General features: G+C 69.3%; 21 protein-coding genes. 12 read left to right on the forward strand and 9 right to left on the reverse strand.

Annotated features, from left to right (window positions below; translation table 11 throughout):
- Positions 1-36: 36 nt before the first annotated feature.
- From pstC to pstB, 3 genes are read left to right on the forward strand one after another with little or no spacing between them, the layout of a single operon-like run.
- Entirely contained in the window at positions 37-1,035 is a 999-nt protein-coding gene (gene pstC / locus FHS39_RS05225; RefSeq protein ID WP_184346529.1) for a phosphate ABC transporter permease subunit PstC, read from the forward strand.
- Positions 1,032-2,114, forward strand: a complete 1,083-nt coding sequence (pstA, locus tag FHS39_RS05230) for a phosphate ABC transporter permease PstA (protein WP_184346530.1) — start codon at positions 1,032-1,034, stop codon at positions 2,112-2,114. Before pstC ends, pstA begins: the two co-directional genes overlap by 4 nt.
- A 34-nt stretch (positions 2,115-2,148) precedes the next feature.
- Positions 2,149-2,928 (forward strand): phosphate ABC transporter ATP-binding protein PstB, encoded by a 780-nt coding sequence (gene pstB / locus FHS39_RS05235; RefSeq protein WP_184346531.1) that lies wholly within the window; start codon positions 2,149-2,151, stop codon positions 2,926-2,928.
- A gap of 127 nt (positions 2,929-3,055) precedes the next feature.
- Here the strand turns inward: pstB and FHS39_RS05240 are convergent, their stop codons facing one another.
- Together FHS39_RS05240 and FHS39_RS05245 are read right to left on the reverse strand one after the other, a co-directional pair.
- Positions 3,056-4,054 (reverse strand): inorganic phosphate transporter, encoded by a 999-nt coding sequence (locus FHS39_RS05240; protein WP_184346532.1) that lies wholly within the window; start codon positions 4,052-4,054, stop codon positions 3,056-3,058.
- A 6-nt stretch (positions 4,055-4,060) separates the two neighbouring features.
- Positions 4,061-4,681 carry a DUF47 family protein gene (locus FHS39_RS05245; RefSeq protein ID WP_184346533.1) on the reverse strand — a complete coding sequence of 207 codons (621 nt, stop codon included), beginning with the start codon at positions 4,679-4,681 and terminating at the stop codon, positions 4,061-4,063.
- Positions 4,682-4,934: 253 nt separating this feature from the next.
- On the opposite strand from FHS39_RS05245, the gene FHS39_RS05250 reads away from it, so the two are divergent.
- Positions 4,935-5,297, forward strand: a complete 363-nt coding sequence (locus FHS39_RS05250) for a metal-sensitive transcriptional regulator (protein ID WP_184346534.1) — start codon at positions 4,935-4,937, stop codon at positions 5,295-5,297.
- 45 nt (positions 5,298-5,342) lie between these two features.
- On the opposite strand, the gene FHS39_RS05255 is transcribed toward FHS39_RS05250, so the two are convergent.
- Positions 5,343-5,531: a hypothetical protein gene (locus tag FHS39_RS05255; protein WP_184346784.1), complete on the reverse strand. Its 189-nt coding sequence runs from the start codon at positions 5,529-5,531 to the stop codon at positions 5,343-5,345.
- A gap of 163 nt (positions 5,532-5,694) precedes the next feature.
- Positions 5,695-6,675: a hypothetical protein gene (locus FHS39_RS05260; RefSeq protein ID WP_184346535.1), complete on the reverse strand. Its 981-nt coding sequence runs from the start codon at positions 6,673-6,675 to the stop codon at positions 5,695-5,697.
- Positions 6,676-6,768: 93 nt separating this feature from the next.
- On the opposite strand from FHS39_RS05260, the gene FHS39_RS05265 reads away from it, so the two are divergent.
- Both FHS39_RS05265 and FHS39_RS05270 read left to right on the forward strand, forming a co-directional pair.
- Positions 6,769-6,945 carry a hypothetical protein gene (locus FHS39_RS05265; RefSeq protein ID WP_184346536.1) on the forward strand — a complete coding sequence of 59 codons (177 nt, stop codon included), beginning with the start codon at positions 6,769-6,771 and terminating at the stop codon, positions 6,943-6,945.
- Positions 6,946-7,210: 265 nt separating this feature from the next.
- The gene (locus FHS39_RS05270) at positions 7,211-8,779 is read left to right on the forward strand and encodes an FAD-binding oxidoreductase (protein WP_221462298.1); all 1,569 of its coding nucleotides are present in this window, start codon (positions 7,211-7,213) and stop codon (positions 8,777-8,779) included.
- A 23-nt stretch (positions 8,780-8,802) separates the two neighbouring features.
- On the opposite strand, the gene FHS39_RS05275 is transcribed toward FHS39_RS05270, so the two are convergent.
- From FHS39_RS05275 to FHS39_RS05285, 3 genes are all read right to left on the reverse strand, one after another.
- Positions 8,803-9,543 (reverse strand): phosphatase PAP2 family protein, encoded by a 741-nt coding sequence (locus FHS39_RS05275; RefSeq protein ID WP_184346537.1) that lies wholly within the window; start codon positions 9,541-9,543, stop codon positions 8,803-8,805.
- A 215-nt stretch (positions 9,544-9,758) separates the two neighbouring features.
- The gene (locus FHS39_RS05280) at positions 9,759-10,766 is read right to left on the reverse strand and encodes a C40 family peptidase (RefSeq protein ID WP_343069360.1); all 1,008 of its coding nucleotides are present in this window, start codon (positions 10,764-10,766) and stop codon (positions 9,759-9,761) included.
- 83 nt (positions 10,767-10,849) lie between these two features.
- The gene (locus FHS39_RS05285) at positions 10,850-11,302 is read right to left on the reverse strand and encodes an ATP-binding protein (protein WP_184346539.1); all 453 of its coding nucleotides are present in this window, start codon (positions 11,300-11,302) and stop codon (positions 10,850-10,852) included.
- Positions 11,303-11,540: 238 nt separating this feature from the next.
- Here FHS39_RS05285 and FHS39_RS05290 point away from each other — a divergent pair, with 238 nt between their 5' ends.
- The 4 genes from FHS39_RS05290 (at position 11,541) to FHS39_RS05305 (ending at position 13,227) form a co-directional block, all read left to right on the forward strand.
- Positions 11,541-12,428, forward strand: a complete 888-nt coding sequence (locus tag FHS39_RS05290) for a helix-turn-helix domain-containing protein (RefSeq protein ID WP_184346540.1) — start codon at positions 11,541-11,543, stop codon at positions 12,426-12,428.
- A gap of 22 nt (positions 12,429-12,450) precedes the next feature.
- A complete protein-coding gene (locus FHS39_RS05295; protein ID WP_246469968.1) occupies positions 12,451-12,759 on the forward strand; it encodes a DUF397 domain-containing protein in 309 nt (102 codons plus the stop codon).
- 76 nt (positions 12,760-12,835) lie between these two features.
- On the forward strand, positions 12,836-13,051 hold the full coding sequence (locus FHS39_RS05300) for a DUF397 domain-containing protein (RefSeq protein ID WP_184346542.1): 216 nt from the start codon (positions 12,836-12,838) through the stop codon (positions 13,049-13,051).
- Positions 13,052-13,083: 32 nt separating this feature from the next.
- A complete protein-coding gene (locus tag FHS39_RS05305) occupies positions 13,084-13,227 on the forward strand; it encodes a hypothetical protein (RefSeq protein ID WP_184346543.1) in 144 nt (47 codons plus the stop codon).
- Here FHS39_RS05305 and FHS39_RS05310 read toward each other — a convergent pair whose 3' ends face one another.
- Positions 13,228-14,178 carry an NAD-dependent epimerase/dehydratase family protein gene (locus FHS39_RS05310; protein ID WP_184346544.1) on the reverse strand — a complete coding sequence of 317 codons (951 nt, stop codon included), beginning with the start codon at positions 14,176-14,178 and terminating at the stop codon, positions 13,228-13,230. It lies immediately after the preceding gene.
- A 68-nt stretch (positions 14,179-14,246) separates the two neighbouring features.
- Between FHS39_RS05310 and FHS39_RS05315 the strand changes: the two genes are divergently transcribed.
- Positions 14,247-15,365 (forward strand): hypothetical protein, encoded by a 1,119-nt coding sequence (locus FHS39_RS05315; RefSeq protein WP_184346545.1) that lies wholly within the window; start codon positions 14,247-14,249, stop codon positions 15,363-15,365.
- Positions 15,366-15,372: 7 nt separating this feature from the next.
- Here FHS39_RS05315 and FHS39_RS05320 read toward each other — a convergent pair whose 3' ends face one another.
- The gene (locus FHS39_RS05320) at positions 15,373-16,443 is read right to left on the reverse strand and encodes a protein kinase domain-containing protein (protein ID WP_184346546.1); all 1,071 of its coding nucleotides are present in this window, start codon (positions 16,441-16,443) and stop codon (positions 15,373-15,375) included.
- Between the two features lie 293 nt (positions 16,444-16,736).
- Here FHS39_RS05320 and FHS39_RS05325 point away from each other — a divergent pair, with 293 nt between their 5' ends.
- Positions 16,737-17,045 carry a hypothetical protein gene (locus FHS39_RS05325; RefSeq protein ID WP_184346547.1) on the forward strand — a complete coding sequence of 103 codons (309 nt, stop codon included), beginning with the start codon at positions 16,737-16,739 and terminating at the stop codon, positions 17,043-17,045.
- The last annotated feature ends 104 nt before the right edge of the window (positions 17,046-17,149 follow it).

Raw genomic sequence — 17,149 nt, forward strand, 5'->3', positions numbered from 1 at the left:
GGCCCAGCAGCCCGGTCCCGCAGACCGGAGAAATCCATGGACATAACCCCAGCCACAGCAGCAACACCCCCGCCCTTGCCCGGCGGGTCGCAGCCGGCCCCCGCCGAGCAGTCGAAGGCCGCCGCCCGCGCCGGAGACCGGATCTTCCTGGCGCTCTCCCGCGGCTCCGGCATCCTGCTCCTGGTGATCATGGCCGCGATCGCGGTCTTCCTCACCGTCCGCGCCGCGAGCGCCCTCTCCCACAACGAGGGCAACTTCTTCACCACCTTCGAGTGGAACGCCAACGCCAACCCGCCGGTGTTCGGCATCGCGGTGCTGGCCTTCGGCACGATCGTCAGCTCACTGATCGCCATGCTCATCGCCGTGCCGGTGGCCATCGGCATCGCGCTGTTCATCTCGCACTACGCGCCGCGCAAGCTGGCCGCCCCGCTGTCGTACGTGATCGACCTGCTCGCCGCCGTGCCGTCCATCGTCTACGGCCTGTGGGGCGCCCTCTTCCTGGTGCCGCACCTGACCGGGCTCTACGGCTGGCTCAACGACTACCTCGGCTGGACCGGCATCTTCGCCTACCACGACGGCGCCGCCCGCTCCCTGTTCACCATCGGCATCCTGCTGGCGATCATGATCCTGCCGATCGTCACCAGCGTCAGCCGCGAGGTCTTCCTGCAGGCCCCGAAGATGCACGAGGAAGCCGCGCTGGCGCTCGGCGCCACCCGCTGGGAAGTCATCCGGATGTCCGTCCTCCCCTTCGGCCGGTCCGGCATCATCAGCGCCTCCATGCTCGGCCTCGGCCGCGCGCTCGGCGAGACGATGGCCGTGGCCACCGTCCTCTCCCCCAGCTTCGAGATCGGCAAGAGCCTGCTCGACCCCGGCGGCGGGACGTTCGCCCAGAACATCGCGAGCAGCTTCAAGGAGTCCGGCGAGATCGGCAAGGACGCCCTGATCGCCTCCGGCCTCGTCCTGTTCGTCCTGACCCTGCTGGTCAACGGCGCCGCCCGGATGATCATCGCGCGCCGCAAGGAGTACACGGCATGAGCGGAGTGACCATGGACCGGCCGCTGCCCGCGGGCGACGCCCCCGGCCCCGGCTACACCCTGCGCCAGCCCCGCCTGCCGCGCTGGACCCCGGCCGCCCTCGCGGCCGCCGCGGCCGCCGTCGGCATCGGCATCGGCGTCGGCGCCGGGCTGAGCAGCCACATCCAGTGGGGGCTGATAGCCGGCCTGCTGTTCGTCGTCGGGATGTACGCCCTCGCCGCCCGCGTCGAGGGCCGCCGCCAGGCCAAGGACCGGCTGGCCACCAGCCTGGTCTGGGTCTGCTTCCTGCTCGCCGTCGTTCCGCTGGTCTCCCTGGTCTGGGAGACGGTGTCCCGCGGCAGCAAGGTGCTCGACGGCACCTTCCTCTCCCACTCGATGGCCGGCGTGCTCACCATCCAGCCCGGCGGCGGCGTCTACCACGCCATCATCGGCACCCTGGAGCAGGTCGGCATCGCCACCGCCATCGCGGCCCCGATCGGCCTGCTGACCGCGGTCTACCTGGTGGAGTACGGGCGCGGCCGGCTCGCCAAGGCCGTCACCTTCTTCGTCGACGTGATGACGGGCATCCCCTCGATCGTCGCCGGTCTGTTCATCCTCAGCTTCTGGATCCTGATGCTCGACTTCGGCTACTCCGGCTTCGCCGGGGCGATGGCCCTGTCGATCCTGATGATGCCGGTCGTGGTCCGCTCCACGGAGGAGATGCTCAAGCTCGTCCCGAACGAGCTGCGCGAGGCCTCGCTGGCCCTGGGCGTGCCGAAGTGGCGGACGATCCTCAAGGTCGTCCTGCCCACCGCCATCGGCGGCATCGCCACCGGCGTGATGCTCTCGGTCGCCCGCATCGCCGGCGAGTCCGCCCCGGTCGTCCTGCTGGTCTTCGGCTCCCAGGTGATCAACAACGACCCCTTCGACGGAGCGCAGTCCTCGCTGCCGTACTACATCTACGAACAGTGGGCGGCCGGAAACGCGGCGAGCTACGACCGTGCCTGGGGCGCGGCCCTCGTCCTGATCGCCTTCGTCATGATCCTGAACCTGGTGGCCCGCGGCATCGCCCGCTGGAAGGCCCCCAAGGCCGGTCGCTGACCGCCCGCCACGCACGAAAGTTGAAGTGATCCCCATGGCCAAGCGAATCGACGTCAGCGGCCTCTCCGCCTTCTACGGCGCCCACAAGGCCATCGACGACATCTCCATGACCGTCGAGCCCCGCTCCGTGACCGCCTTCATCGGCCCGTCCGGCTGCGGCAAGTCCACCTTCCTGCGCACCCTGAACCGCATGCACGAGGTCACCCCCGGCGGCCGCGTCGAGGGCAAGGTGCTGCTGGACGACGAGAACCTCTACGGCCCCGGCGTCGACCCGGTCTCCGTGCGCCGCACGGTCGGCATGGTCTTCCAGCGGCCGAACCCCTTCCCGACCATGTCCATCTACGAGAACGTCGTGGCCGGCGTGCGCCTCAACGGCGGCCGGCTCCGCAAGGCGGAGCTGGACGCGGTCGTGGAGAAGTCGCTCAAGGGCGCCAACCTCTGGAAGGAGGTCAAGGACCGCCTGAACAAGCCGGGGGCGGGCCTGTCCGGCGGCCAGCAGCAGCGCCTGTGCATAGCCCGCGCGATCGCGGTCGAGCCGCAGGTCCTCCTCATGGACGAGCCCTGCTCGGCGCTCGACCCGATCTCCACGCTCGCCATCGAGGACCTGATCGGCGAGCTCAAGGAGCGCTTCACGATCGTGATCGTGACGCACAACATGCAGCAGGCGGCCCGCGTCTCGGACCGCACCGCCTTCTTCAACCTGGCGGGCGTCGGCCAGCCGGGCAAGCTGGTCGAGATCGACGACACGGAGCGCATCTTCTCCAACCCGTCGGTCCAGGCGACGGAGGACTACATCTCGGGCCGCTTCGGCTAGGCCCGCCCCCCCAAGACCGCCTCGCGGTGCTGCATGGCGGTGCCACCGCAAGGCGAAGGGCCCGGCCCCCCTGTTCGTACCAGGGGGGCCGGGCCCAATGCGTTTCCGGGGCACGGCCCCGGGCGGATCACCCGAACGTCAGGCGGACCAGCCAGTAGCTGAGCGCGGCCACGCCGGCCGCGGCCGGCATCGTGATGAACCAGCCGAGAATGATGTTCTTGGCCACTCCCCACCGCACGGCGTTGACCCGCTTCGTCGCACCGACACCCATGATCGCCGAGGTGATCACATGGGTCGTGGAGATCGGCGCCTTGAACAGGAACGCCGTGGTGAACATGACCGACGCACCGGTCGTCTCCGCCGCGAAGCCCTGCGGCGGGTCCAGCTCGATGATCTTGCGGCCGAGCGTCCGCATGATGCGCCAGCCACCCGCGTACGTACCCAGCGAGAGCATCAGCGCACAGGAGATCTTCACCCAGATCGGGATGGCGGCACCCTTGCCCTGCACATCACCGATCACCAGCGCCATGACCACGACGCCCATGGTCTTCTGCGCGTCCTGCAGACCGTGGCCGAGCGCCATGCCCGCGGCCGAGACTGTCTGGGCGATGCGGAAGCCGCGCTTCGCCTTGTGCGGGTTGGCCTTGCGGAACATCCACATGATCACGACCATCACCAGATAGCCGAGGACCAGGCCGACGAGCGGCGAGAGGAACATCGGGATGACGATCTTCTCGAGGACGCCCGACCAGATGACGGTCGTGCCACCCGCGAGCGCCGCGCCCACCATGCCGCCGAAGAGGGCGTGCGAGGAGGAGGACGGCAGGCCGAAGTACCAGGTGGCCAGGTTCCAGGCGATCGCACCGATCAGCGCCGCGAAGAGGATGCCCATCCCCTTGTTGCCCGTCGGCGTCTCGATCAGGCCCTCGCTGACGGTCTTGGCGACCCCGCTGCCGAGGAAGGCACCCGCGAGGTTCATCACGGCCGCCATCGCCAGGGCCGCGCGCGGGGTCAGCGCCCGCGTGGAGACCGAGGTCGCGATGGCGTTCGCGGAGTCGTGGAAGCCGTTCGTATAGGTGAATCCGAGCGCGACCCCAATGGTCACGACAAGCGCAAACGTATCCACCGGAGGTCAGGACTCCTTGACCGCGATGGTCTCGACCGTGTTCGCCACGTGCTCGAACGCGTCGGCGGCCTCCTCGAGCACATCGACGATCTGCTTGAGCTTGAGCACCTCGATGGCGTCGTACTTGCCATTGAAGAGGTGGGCGAGGAGCTTGCGGTGGATCTGGTCCGCCTGGTTCTCCAGCCGGTTCACCTCGATCCAGTACTCCGTGAGGTTCGTCATCGTGCGCAGGTTCGGCATCGCCTCGGCGGTCAGCTCGGCCGCCCGCGCGAGAACCTCGATCTGCTGCTCGACGCCCTTCGGCAATTCCTCGATCTGGTAGAGGACCACCAGGTCGACGGCCTCTTCCATGAAATCCATGATGTCGTCGAGCGAACCGGCGAGGGTGTAGATGTCCTCACGGTCGAACGGCGTGATGAAAGAGGAGTTCAGCTGGTGGAAGATCGCGTGCGTCGCGTCGTCCCCCGCGTGCTCCGCTGCCCTCATCCGGTCGGCGATCTCGGCCCGTGCGGACGCATCCGCTCCGAGCAGTTCCATCAGGAGCTTGGAGCCCGTGACGATGTTGTCCGCGGAGGCGGCGAACATGTCGTAGAAGCTCGTCTCCCTGGGGGTCAGACGAAAGCGCACGTGGGATCCTCGGGGTGCAGCGGATTCGGTCTCGTTGATGCTAGGCGCATCATCCGGCCACAGCTAACTGGCATTCCCTCAGTGTCGCCCATCGGGCAGAGTGCTCATGAAACCGGTACGGGCCTGTGGCGGCGATTTTCGGTACCATATACCCGGCGGGGGTATGCGCACGGGGTGGCCGAAAAGCGCGGCACGCCCCGGCACCCGGCGGGCGACCGGCGGTGCCCCGCGGAGAAGACCTACGGAGGACGCCATGACGATCACCGACACGACAGTGACCAGCGACACGGAACCGCCTGCCGGCGGGGCCTGCGAAGACGGTCACGGCCACGGTCCGCATGGTTACAGCCAGCAGAAGGACCAGCACCTCAAGCGGCTGCGCCGGATCGAGGGCCAGATCCGCGGCCTCCAGCGCATGGTGGAAGAGGACGTCTACTGCATCGACATACTCACGCAGGTGTCGGCGAGCACGAAGGCCTTGCAGTCGTTCGCCCTGCAGCTGCTCCAGGAGCATCTGCGCCACTGCGTGGCGGATGCGGCGCTCAAGGGCGGCGAGGAAATCGACGCAAAGGTGGCTGAGGCGAGCGCGGCCATCGCACGGCTGCTGCGCACCTGAGGCGGGCCCTCTTATGCCGGGGGCCCTTCGCGGGTCCCTTGTCCTCTATCCCCCCGTCTCCCCCTCCGCCGCTTCGGCCGACCGCCTCACCACGCGCAGCACCTCGTCGATCCGGTCCGGGCTGAGCCGGTCCTCCGCCGCGCTGGACGCCGCGATCATCAAATCGCCATAGAGATCGATCTCGATGAGGGCCACGGGATCCGTCCCGCCCGACGACCCGCGTCGCGAAATCACGTGATTCACCTCCTCGGGTCTCCTCGGGGTGCGATGCCCGGCCACCGGCCGTCCGTCGACCGGCCGCCCCGATCGCCCCCTCGGGTTTCCAGCGTAGTGATCGGTACACACGCCGCGCATGGCACAGATGGACCATTTCCATGGCCAACTACGCCCTGCCGCGCTATTTCTGCGGCGAAGCGACCGTCCCCGCATAGATATCGCCGGGAGCCGGCAAATAGATGCCCGATTGCGGTCCGAAGGACGAAAGCTCGACCGTCGACACCACGGTCATGGGGGCCGAGGCGGTGGTCACGGCGCCGTCGGCCGTCCGTCTGATGCCGCCGCCGTCGGCGGCCCCGCCCCGCGAGCCGCCCCCCACGCTGAAGCGGTAGCGCAGCAGCCGCGGCCTGCCCTGCCGGTCGAGATATGCGTCAAAGGCCACCGTCCCACTGGAAAACCCTTTCGCCGCCGCCGCGAGCGCCGACCGGTCCCGCTCGGGCGCCGACGCCGCCGCCCGTTCGAGGTCGATCGTGCCCCAGTAGTGCGCCACCCGCGCGTCGTCGATCTGCTCGTCCCGCATGTACGCCACCTCCCCCGCGCCGCCCAGCAGTTCGGCCGCCGCAAGGGGATCGGTGGCCCCGCTGGTGAGCAGATCGCCGTCCGCGAGCTCCCCCGCCTCCAGCCGTACCCATTTGCCGACGGGAACACCCGCGCCGCGGTTCTTCATATAGAGGGCACCGGGCGTGAAGACCTCGGTGATCGGCCGGTGCTCGGCGGCCCCCGCCGCATCCTCGGGCAGCAGCACCGTCAGCCGCCCGATCGGCCGCTCGAAGTCGTAGGCCCCGCGCCCCTGGATCGTCAGCCGGGTGCCGCCGCTGGCGGTCTCCATGAACGTCCGCACCTTCGCCCCGCCCGCACGGGCCAGCGCCCGCGGGGCCTCGCGCACGGCGGCGAGCGCCCGTACGGGGTCGACAGCGGCAAGCCCGGCGAGCCCGGCCCCGTGCGCCTGCCCGGACCGGCCGCCGATCCGGACGGAGGCGCCTTCCCGCGCGTCGTCCGCCTCCCGGTCCGCGCAGCCGAACACGAGCAGCCCGAAGGCGAGGCCGCCCGCCACCGCGGTGGCGACGACCCCGCCTTTGCGTCTGTGCCGCTGCACAGCCATGACCGTCAGCCCCCTGCCGAAAGCGCTAGGTGGAACTCGTTCTCCTCAACGAGCACGCGTGGGTCGCCGTCACGGGCCCGGTAGCGTGGTCCCGTGTCCGATACCGCACCCGCGCAGCACGGCGCGGATCACGCCACCACCACCAGCGAGCGCGGTTCCTTCTGCACCGCCCGCTGCACCTGCGGCTGGTACGGCCCCGCCCGCAGGGCCCGCTCGCTGGCCCGCGAGGACGCCGACAACCACGCCACCCAGGTCTCGTCCGGCATCTGACGGCACCGACCGCGTCCGGCACCGACCGGACTCGACATCCGACCGAACTCGACACCCGACCGCATTCGGCATCCGACCCATTCGACGGCCGTGCACCGGAACCACCGGGTTCATCACGTCATCTGCATGATCGACCGACTTTCCGCCGAACACACCGACCCATCAGCCGCACCGGAACAGCGAACAGCTGTCCGGGGAACCGCTGATTGAACGGCGGACGTCGGGGCAGGCACCAGGACGTCGATGCAAGGGGGCAAGACCGGTCATGGTCATCACGAGGCGCGGCCTGCTGGCCGCGGGCACGGGAGTTGCGGCGGGCGGAGTGTGGGCCGTCGCCTGCGCCGGCGGCACCGGGCATGCAGCACCCGGCCGCAGCAGCGGGGCGAGCCGCGCGTCCAAGGCCGCCGCGGCCGACTGGACCGCCCTCGGCAAGGGCCTCGGCGGCGGCCTCATCCGCCCGGACGACGCCGACTACACCGCGGCCCGGCGGCTGTACAACACCCGCTTCGACCAGCTGCGCCCCGCCGGCATCGCCTACGTCAAGGGCACCGGGGACATAGCGGCCTGCCTGTCCTTCGCCCGCCGCTTCTCCATACCCGTCGCCATCCGCAACGGCGGCCACAGCTATGCCGGTTGGTCCAGCGGCAACGACCGGCTCGTCATCGACGTCTCCCGGCTGAAAACGGTCCGTACGACCTCCGCCACCACCGCCGTCATAGGCGCCGGCGCCAAACTCATCGACGTCTACTCGGGCCTGGCCTCCCACGGCGTCACCATCCCCGGCGGCTCCTGCCCCACCGTGGGCGTCTCCGGCCTCACCCTCGGCGGCGGCCACGGCATCCTCTCCCGCGCCTACGGCCTCACCTGCGACAGCCTCACCGGCGCCACCCTCGTCACCGCCGACGGCAAGACCGTCATCTGCGACTCCTCCCACAACAGCGACCTCTTCTGGGCCCTGCGCGGCGCGGGCAACGGCAACTTCGGCGTCGTCACCGAACTGTCCTTCCGCACCCACGCCGTGGCGGGCGGCGTGACCGGCTACGTCTCCTTCCCCTGGGCGAAGGCCGCGGCCGTGATCCGGGCCTGGCAGGAGTGGGGACCGGGCTGCCCCGACGAGATCTGGTCGGCCTGCGACCTCTCCGCCGCCGCGGGCGGTACTCCGCACATATCCGTGGCCGCCTTCTCGATCGGTTCGTACGGAGACCTCGAAAACGCCCTGGGCCGACTGGTGGACAAGGTCGGCAAGGCGGGCGGCTCCTCCGGCACGCCGCGGCTGCGCCGCCACACCTATCTCGACACCGTGCGCGCCTACGCGGGCTGCGACGACAAGTCCACCGAGCAGTGCCACCTCCCCGGCCGTACGCCCGGCCGCGAGTCCTCCGGCAAGCTGGACCGCGAGACGTACGTGGCGCGTTCGGACTTCTTCGACCGCTCACTGGACTCGTCGGGCATACGGACGCTCCTCGACCAGCTGGAGCGCTTCGGCCGCAAGGGCGGCAGCGGCGGCGCCTCCGTACAGCTCACCGCACTCGGCGGCGCCGTCAACCGGGTCGGCACGCTGGACACGGCCTTCGTGCACCGCAAGTCCCGTTTCCTGGCCCAGTACCTGACGTCCTGGGCGGCGGGCGGCTCGGGCGCCACGCAGACATCATGGCTGGACGGCGCACAGTCGGCGATGCGGCGCTACGCATCCGGCGCCGCGTACCAGAACTACACCGACCCCACCCTCAAGGACTGGCGCAAGGCGTACTACGGCGACGCGGCGGACCGGCTCGCGAAGATCAAGCGACAGTACGACCCGGGGCGCCTCTTCGACTTCCCGCAGGCGCTGTGATGCCGGCGGACGTGGTGTCGGTGTTACGCGGCGAGGTCGTTGTCGCGGTGGTGCAGGTGGTGTCCGTGGCCGGGCATCGCCGCCCCGGCCTCGGCCGCCGACATGGGCTCGTGCTCGGCCGGAGCATCGGCCGAGCGCACCAGCCATCCGGCGCGCGTGCCGGCGAGGGCCCGCATCAGCGGCGTCAGCAGCATCATGGCCAACGGCGCGAGCAGCAGCGCCACGGCCGTGCCGAGCGCGAGGCCGCCGACCACGTCCGTCGGGTAGTGCACGCCCAAGTAGACCCGGCAGAAGCCTTCGAGCAGCGCCAGGCCGATGCCGATGAGCCCGTACTTCCGGTTCGCCACGAAGAGGCCGACGCCCAGCGCCATCGTCAGCGTCGCATGGTCGCTGACGAAGGAGAAGTCCGTCTTCCCCTTGATGAGGACCTCCAGCCCCTGGTGGTCCAGGAACGGCCGCGGCCGGCGGACGAAGCCGCGTATCGGGACGTTGACGAGCAGGGCGATCCCGGCCGCCAGCGGCGCCCACAGCAGGGCCGCCATCGCGGCCGGGGCGTTCCGGCCCTTGCGCAGGCTCCACCACGCGCACAGCATCAGCACGGCGAAGCCGAAGACGATCCCGTACTCGCCGATGAACTCCATGGCGCGATCCGCCCAGTGCGGCGCGCCCTTGGCGATGCCGTTGATGTCGTAGAGCAGGCTGACGTCCGGGTTGGACCCGCCCGTGGCCTCCGGCATGGGGTGCTCCATCACGAGTCCAGCCATATGCCAGCCCATATGCCACGGCCCCTTATCTGTCGCCCGTTGCTGCTACGTCCAGCTACCGACCCCCGTGGTCCGTGCGCCCGGGTCCAGTGGCGGGCGCTGCTTTCCCACTCCCAATGGAACGCCCGGCTCCAACCGGCCGTTCCACTCTCCACTCAATGATCACTAGGACGTTATCGAAGGGTGACCCATGCCCCCTGCACGGGGTCCGCGGTTCAGGCTCCGTTCGGCTTGGGGAGCGCTTTCGCGCCATCTGCGGTCACCCGGGTCGCCCCGATGTAATCCGGCATGTCGATCTTGTCGAACCGGATCACCGCCCCCGTGTACGGCGCGTTGATCATGTACCCGCCACCCACGTACAGGCCCACGTGGTGGATGCTGCGCGGATCGTTCAAGTCGTGCGCGAAGAACACCAGGTCTCCGGGCAGCAGCTCGTCACGCTTGGGGTGCGGCCCGGCGTTCCACTGGTCGTTCGCCACCCGCGGCAGGGTGATGCCGACCGAGGCGTACGCGGCCTGGGTCAGCCCCGAGCAGTCGAAGCGGCCGTTGTCCTCCTTGCCGCCCTCGCCACCCCACAGGTACGGGGTGCCGAGCTTGTCCTGCGCGAAGTAGATCGCCCCGGCTGCCTGCTGAGAGGGCGCCACCCGACCGATCGGCCGCGCAAAGCTCTTCTCCAGGCTGCGGATGGACTTCACATAGCCCTGCGTCTCGCTGTACGCGGGGATGCCGCCCGCCTTGATGACGGCGTACGAGCCGGCGTTGTACGAAGCCAGCATGTTGTCCGTCAGGTCCCCCGGCACGCTCTTGACGTACTTGGCAAGGTCGCAGTCGTAGACGGCGGCGGAGGGGATGGCATCCCCCGGATCCCAGATGTCCGCTTTTCCGTCACCATTGGCATCGATGCCGTACCCGGCCCACGTCTCCGGGATGAACTGCGCTATCCCCCGCGCGTCCGCCGGACTCACGGCTCTCGGGTTCCAGTTGCTCTCGGTGTAGATCTGCGCGGCGAGCACGGCGGGGTTGAGCGCGGGGCAGAGATTGCCCCACTTCGAGAGCAGCGGCTGGTACTGATCGGGCACCGACCCCTTGGCCAGGCCGACCGACCCCTTGCCCCCGAACCCGTCGAGGTTCCCTGCGGCCACGTACACCCCGACGACGAGCAGCCCGACGAAACTCAGGCACACCCCGATGCCGACACTCACGCCCACCCAGAGCTTCCGCACCCCGCAATCCTCCCCCACGGACCCGCCGCGTATCCGTAATTCCGTACGGTCCGTCAGCCCAGCTGCGCGCCCAACGGCTCGTCTCAGCCTACGAGTCGGAACCACACGGCTTTGCCCTGGCCGGGCCTGTTTCCGCACACGCCCCAGTCGACAGCCTGCGTACGCACGAGGAACAGCCCCCGCCCGCGTTCCGCCTCGGGCGGCACCCATTGCCCGCACTGCGCAGGCCCGCCGGGCGCGTCGTCGTACACGAGCACGAGCAGCGCCCCGCCGGACATCCACCCGACGGACACGCTGACGGGCGCGGAGCAGCCGCTGCCGAGGCAGGCGTTGACGGCGTTGGTCACCACTTCGGAGGTGAGGAGGAGGGCGGTGTCGGCCAGTTCCTCGCGCTGCGCAGCGGCGAGGGCGGTGCGTACGGCTTCACGAGCGGTACGGACCCAGCCGGGGGCGGGCGGAAAGACGAGGGAGAAGTCGGACCGGGGCGCGAAGATCCCGTTCCGGGAGGCGACGGTTGCGGTGGTGCTGGGGCACATGACGTGACTCCTTCGGTTCACCGGTGCCCTCCGGGGCGGGGTGCGGTGGCGTTGTCGCGCGGGCATGCGGGCGCGGTGCACTTCCGGCTTATGGCTCGCCGGGGAGGGCGGTTCGGGTTCGACGATAGGGGGCGCCGTTTAGCTAGCTCAACCCAATCGCTGAAAGTTCCCCCCACGAGTGGACCAACTCCGCTCGCCACGGGCAGACTTCGGAGCGATCAACGAGGGGAGTCGGCTCATGGGCCTACGGACCAACCCGAGCCAACGTCAGCGGCGGCTGGGCGAAGAGCTGCGCAGGATGCGCGAGGCCAGTGGATTGTCTGCAACCGAAGCCGGGGCCCATGTCAGCCTTGGTCGAGCCCACATGAGCCACATCGAAACCGGTCGTACGGCGATCCCTGAGGACAAGCTTCGCACCTTGGCTCGCATTTACGGTTGCACTAGCGAGCCCCTCATCGAGGCCTTGGTTGAGATGAGCCAGACCACAGGCCGTGGGTGGTGGTCGGAGTACAAGGCCAGCCATGACGCCCATGCACTCGACCTGGCCGAGTTGGAGTCGTCAACCACCATCTACCGGTCATTCCAGTGGTTGTACGTGCCGGGTCTGCTCCAGACTCCGGACTACGTCCGGGCGGTAATCACCGGGGGTGAACCAGACGCCAGTGCGGCGCTCTTGGACAAGTACATTGAGTTTCGCCTGCGTCGGCAGCACGTCCTGACAGAGAGAGGGCTGCCGTTTCATGCGGTGATTCACGAGGCCGCCCTACATATGCAGTTTGTCTCTGCTGACGTCATGCGCCGCCAGATTCAGCATTTGGTCCAGATGGCCCGGCTGTCACACATTCAGATCCAGATTCTGCCGTTCAAGGCAAACGTCCATCCGCCTCGTTTCAGCATGCCGTTCGTCATCTTCGAAGGTCCCGTACCGGACCTCAACACCGTCTACGTAGAGCAGCCCATCACGTGCCCATTCATCAGCGACCACGATCGGTTCGGCCAGTTCTCGGAGGCCTTCGATCGCCTCAGCACGGTGGCCTTGGAACCGATTGACGCACAACTCGAACCCGAGTTGCATGCAAAGCGAGATTCCCTCGGTCTCATCCGGCACCTGATGTACACCCTGTGAAAGGAAAGTCATGCCAGAGCTCATGTGGCAGAAGTCAAGCTTCAGTGGCTCTGGAGGCACAGGCGAGTGCCTCGAAGTGGCGGTGACCCCGCCCGGGTGGCAGAAGTCGAGCTTTAGCGGGCCAGGCGGGGCCAACGGCGAATGCATAGAGGTGACCCTGGCGCCTGCTCGCTGGCAGAAGTCGAGCTTCAGCGGAGGCGGAAACGGGGGCGAATGCCTCGAAGTGGCCGCAGCCCCAACCCTCCACCTCCGGGAGAGCAAGAACCCCCAAACCATCCTCACCCCAACCCCCGCCGCCCTGCGGGCCCTGCTCGCGCACGCGAGGCGCTGAAACCCCATCAGCCACGCCCCCACCAGGGCTATCGTGGGCGCCCGGAACCGGTCGTCGAACATCCCATGGAGGGGCCATGCAGGAGCTCAACTGGATCAAGGCGGCCGAGGAGGACGAGCCCGAGTACTTCGAGATCGCCTTCGGCGAAGGGGACGACGTGGACAACGTCTACATCCGCGTCAATACGGACCCCGACAACATCGTCATCACCACCCAGCGCAAGTGGGAAGCGTTCGTGCTCGGCGTGAAGGCGGGCGAGTTCGACCACTTCGTCGAGGGCATCGAGGACTGACCGGCAAAGCACCCGTGTGCGAGAGTTGCGTCGTGATCAACGACAACCTCTGCGGACAGCTCGCCCCCGACAACCTGATGGACGACTTCGGCTGGCCGAAGTGCGGCCTGCCCTCCGGCCACGACGGCCCGCACCGGGAGTCGGCAAGCGGCCGGGGCTGGGTCGGGGAGGACTGACTAGGACCGGGCAAGCAGCGCCCGCTCCTCCTCCAGGGAGAATCCGCACTGGAGCGGCGGCTCGCCGCGCTCGCGGTCCCAGGCCAGGACGTCGGCGGCCGTCACCTCAAGCGGGGTCGCGGTCAAGCCCGCGGCCCGCGCCCGTGCCGGGCTGCGCTGCTGGGACGTCCAGTTCGCCCGTACCAGCGGGAACATCGGTGACAGCTCCTCGGGGTACACCCGCACGATCTCGACCGATGTGCCCGCGACCCGCGCGCACGTCCCGATGAGCCCGCCGAGCGTGACCGGCTCGACAGGGCCCACGGCATGGAACGCGCCGGGGCGGTCGTCGGCTAGCAGCTGCACCACCAGGCGGGCCAGGTCGCGCGAGTCGACGACCTGCACCGGCTGCGCGGGATCGGCGGGCAGCGCCACCCGCCCGCCCCGCGCCGCCCGGCGCACCCAGTACGTGAACGTGTCCGACGGGTCGTACGGCCCGGCCACCTTCCCCGGCCGCACGATCGTCGCCCGCAAGCCGTACCGGGCCAGCACATCGTCCTCGCAGGCCACCTTCAACCGGCCGTAGGTCTCGTTGTCGAGCTCCTCCGTGTCGCGTACGGGGGTGCGGCGCGGGGTGTCCTCGTCGGAGCCCGGCTCCACGCCCGTCTGCTCGTACACGGCGTGGCTGGAAACGAAGAGGTAGCGCCCGGCCCGCTCCCCCAGCGCGTCCATCGCCTGCCCGACGTGCCGCGGGACGTAGCCGCTGACGTCCACGACCGCGTCCCAACTGCCGTCGTGCAGGGCGGCGTAGTCGCCTGTGTCGCGGTCGCCGATGAGCCGGGGCAGTTGGGGGAACAGCTCGGGACCGGTTTTGCCGCGGCCGAACAAGGTCACTTCGGCCCCGGTGTGCAGGGCCTCTTCCACGATGGCGCGGCCCACGAAGGCCGTGCCGCCAAGAACAAGTATCCGCATGGTTGCCGACGCTACCGACAGGGCGACCCCGACGCTCGGCCCAGGAATGGCAGGTGCACAATGCCGCCATGTTGATCAAGGTCCGCAGGGCCCCCGAGTCTCGCAAGGATCGCTGGTCGGCCGTCGCGTTCGCGGTGGTCGGTCTCGCGCTGGCGGTCGGCGCGTACGTGCTGCTCCTCGTCTCCGTCCCCGCCAGGCACGTGCAGGAGCGCGATTTCACCAAGGCTCACATCTGCCCGGCTGCCGGCAGGGCGGCCACCTCCCCGGACTGCATACGGTCCGTGACCGCCACGGTCAAAGACGTCAAAGCCGACCACTCGCGGAGGACCACGCACTACTGGCTCAGCCTCACCGAGGGCGACGGCACCGTCCTCCGCGTCAAGATGAACGACATGTCGTACCCGGTCGTCGACATCGCCAGGAAGGGCGACCAGGTCACCGCGTGGTCGTGGCGGAAGCAGATCCGGTTCGTGGAGCTCAACGGAGAACGGCAGTACACCGACGCGGACCCGAGGGGCACGTACCACCTCCCGGCCGCCATCGGCACGGCGCTGCCGTCGCTCGCCCTCTACGCGTTCTGGTGCGCCTACTGGCTGGCCCGCAGGTCCGGCGCCTCACCGAAGCGCGCACCGTGGCAGACGAGCGTCTGGGGGGTCGCGGCGCTCTTCGTCGCGGGCATCGGGGCGCTCGGCGGCTTCTCCCGGGACAGCACCGCAGCGACGCTGCGGTACACGGCGATCGGGGCGGCGCCCGTACTGCTCGTGGCCACTGCCGTGGCCGTCTGGAACGTCCTCCGGGACCGCCGGACGAAGTCCGACGGGATCGAGGTCGAGCCGCTCGTACCCGCCGAGGAGGAGATCTTCGGCGGTGTGATCCTCGGCGACGTCCCGTACAGCGTGGAGGGGTTCAACGTCATCGTGGCCGGGCCCGACGGCCTGGCGTCGACGCCCGACCCCACCGCGAACATCGCCCGCAGGCCCGTGCCGCCGACCCTGGAAGTGGTGCGCGTCCGTCCCTCCTACCGATCGGACCCCGTGCAGGCCGTGCCCGGCAGCCATGTGGCGGAGTGCCGGGACGGCGAGACGACGGTACTGATCGTCGTCGACAGCAAAAACCTGCCGTGGGTCCTCGGAGCGCTCCAGGCGAGCCGACCTGCTGCTCCGAAGGAACCGGCACCGGCCGAGTGACGCGCGTTCAGAACAGCAGCGCACCGATCAGTGCGGCCATGACGAACACGGCGGCTCCGAGGAGCACGGGGAACGGCACCTTCGGTCCCTGCGGCGGCGGCCGTCGGCGTGAGTGGCCGGGCGTCGGCGGCGACGGCGCATAGGCGATCGGCTGCGGCGGCTCCGGCAGCCGCAGCGGGAACGACGGCGGCGGCGCAGCCGGGGGCGGTGCCGCGGGTCTCGGCGGCACCGCGGCCGGCAGGGCGCCCGGCAGCGGCTGCCGGGGGGTCTCGCGCCACGCGGAACCGGCGAAGAAGTCCGCCACCTCCTGCGCGGTGGGCCGCTCCGCCGGCTCCTTGGCCAGCATCCGCAGCAACTGCCGTTCGAACGGCTGCGGAACGTCGCCGCGACGCTGCGACGGCGGCACCGGCGCCTGGTCGACGTGCATATAGAGGAGTGCGGTCGGATTCTCGTCCCAGAACGGGGGACGTCCGGTCAACAGTTGGTACAACACGCACCCCAGCGCGTACACGTCCGACTCCGGACCAGCCGTGCGCCCCAGAGCGCGCTCGGGGGCGAGGTAGGTGCTCGTACCGACGATCTGGCCTGCGCGGGTCAGGGCGGCGGAGGTCTCGTCGACGAAACGTGCGATGCCGAAATCGCCGATTTTGAGGGTGCCGTCGGCGCCGAGCATGAGGTTGCCGGGTTTGACGTCGCGGTGGACGATGCCCTGCCGGTGCGCGGCCGCGAGGCCGGAGGCGGTCTGGGCGGCGATGTCGGCGACGGCCGGCGGGTCGAGGGCGCCGCGGGCGGCGAGCTCGGCCGCGAGGCTGGGGCCCTCAACGAGCTCCATGACCAGGTAGAAGCGGTTTTCCCAGGCCCCGAAGTCATGGACGCCGACGACCTGAGGATGATTCAGACGGGCTGCTGTCTGAGCTTCCATCCGGAAGCGCATGGCGGCGTTCTCGTCGCCCTCGTCGGCGAGAAGAAGCTTGACCGCCACCTGACGGCCCAGCACTTCGTCCTGCCCCTGCCAGACTTCACCCATGCCGCCACGGCCGAGCGGCTCGCCCAACCGGTACCGACCGGCAACCAGCACCCGTCCCCCACCTTTGATCTTGTTTCCTGCGCAGGGGCAGCAGCGTACCGACCGAACAGACTGTCACTTGCACACCCGCTCCCCCGCCCACCTCGCCGAACATTGCTCGGCGTCCATGCGCGTGATACACAGAGTCACCAGGTCGGGGCGGCAGCGCCGCCGCCTCATTCGAGTTTCGACAAAAAATGCCGCCAAATCGACATGCGATCGCGGCTTTGTCGGCGAAGATAGGTACCGACCTTTGCCATGGGGCAGCGGTGACACAAGTAGCTACAAGGGGCGGTGAGTTAGAGATGTTTTTTGCGGCCGGTAAAGGCGACATCAACACCATTATTGGCGGAATCGCCCCGAACTGGGGGCCGTTCGGCAGTCTCGGCCGGGAAGCGCGCGTGATGATCGAGGTCATCATGGCCGTGGCGATCCTGCTGTGCCTCGCGATCGCGATCTGGGGCGCGGCAAAGCAGCGGATCGGTGCGACGGCGCTCCGTGACACGTTCAGCGCCGAGCAGGGCAAGGGACTGATCGTCGCGGGCCTGACCGGGGTCTTCATCATCGGCTCGCTCGGCACCCTGTTCACCATCGTCTACGGCATGGCGGTCTGACCGCCCCCGCGCGCCCCCGTCCGCTCCGCCCCTGATTCCTCCCGCACCGAGGCAGCCACCTGATGCCCCCTCACACCCCCTTGTCCGCCCCCCGGAATCCGTTC

This window comes from Streptomyces olivoverticillatus (assembly GCF_014203555.1).
Taxonomy (GTDB): domain Bacteria; phylum Actinomycetota; class Actinomycetes; order Streptomycetales; family Streptomycetaceae; genus Streptomyces; species Streptomyces olivoverticillatus.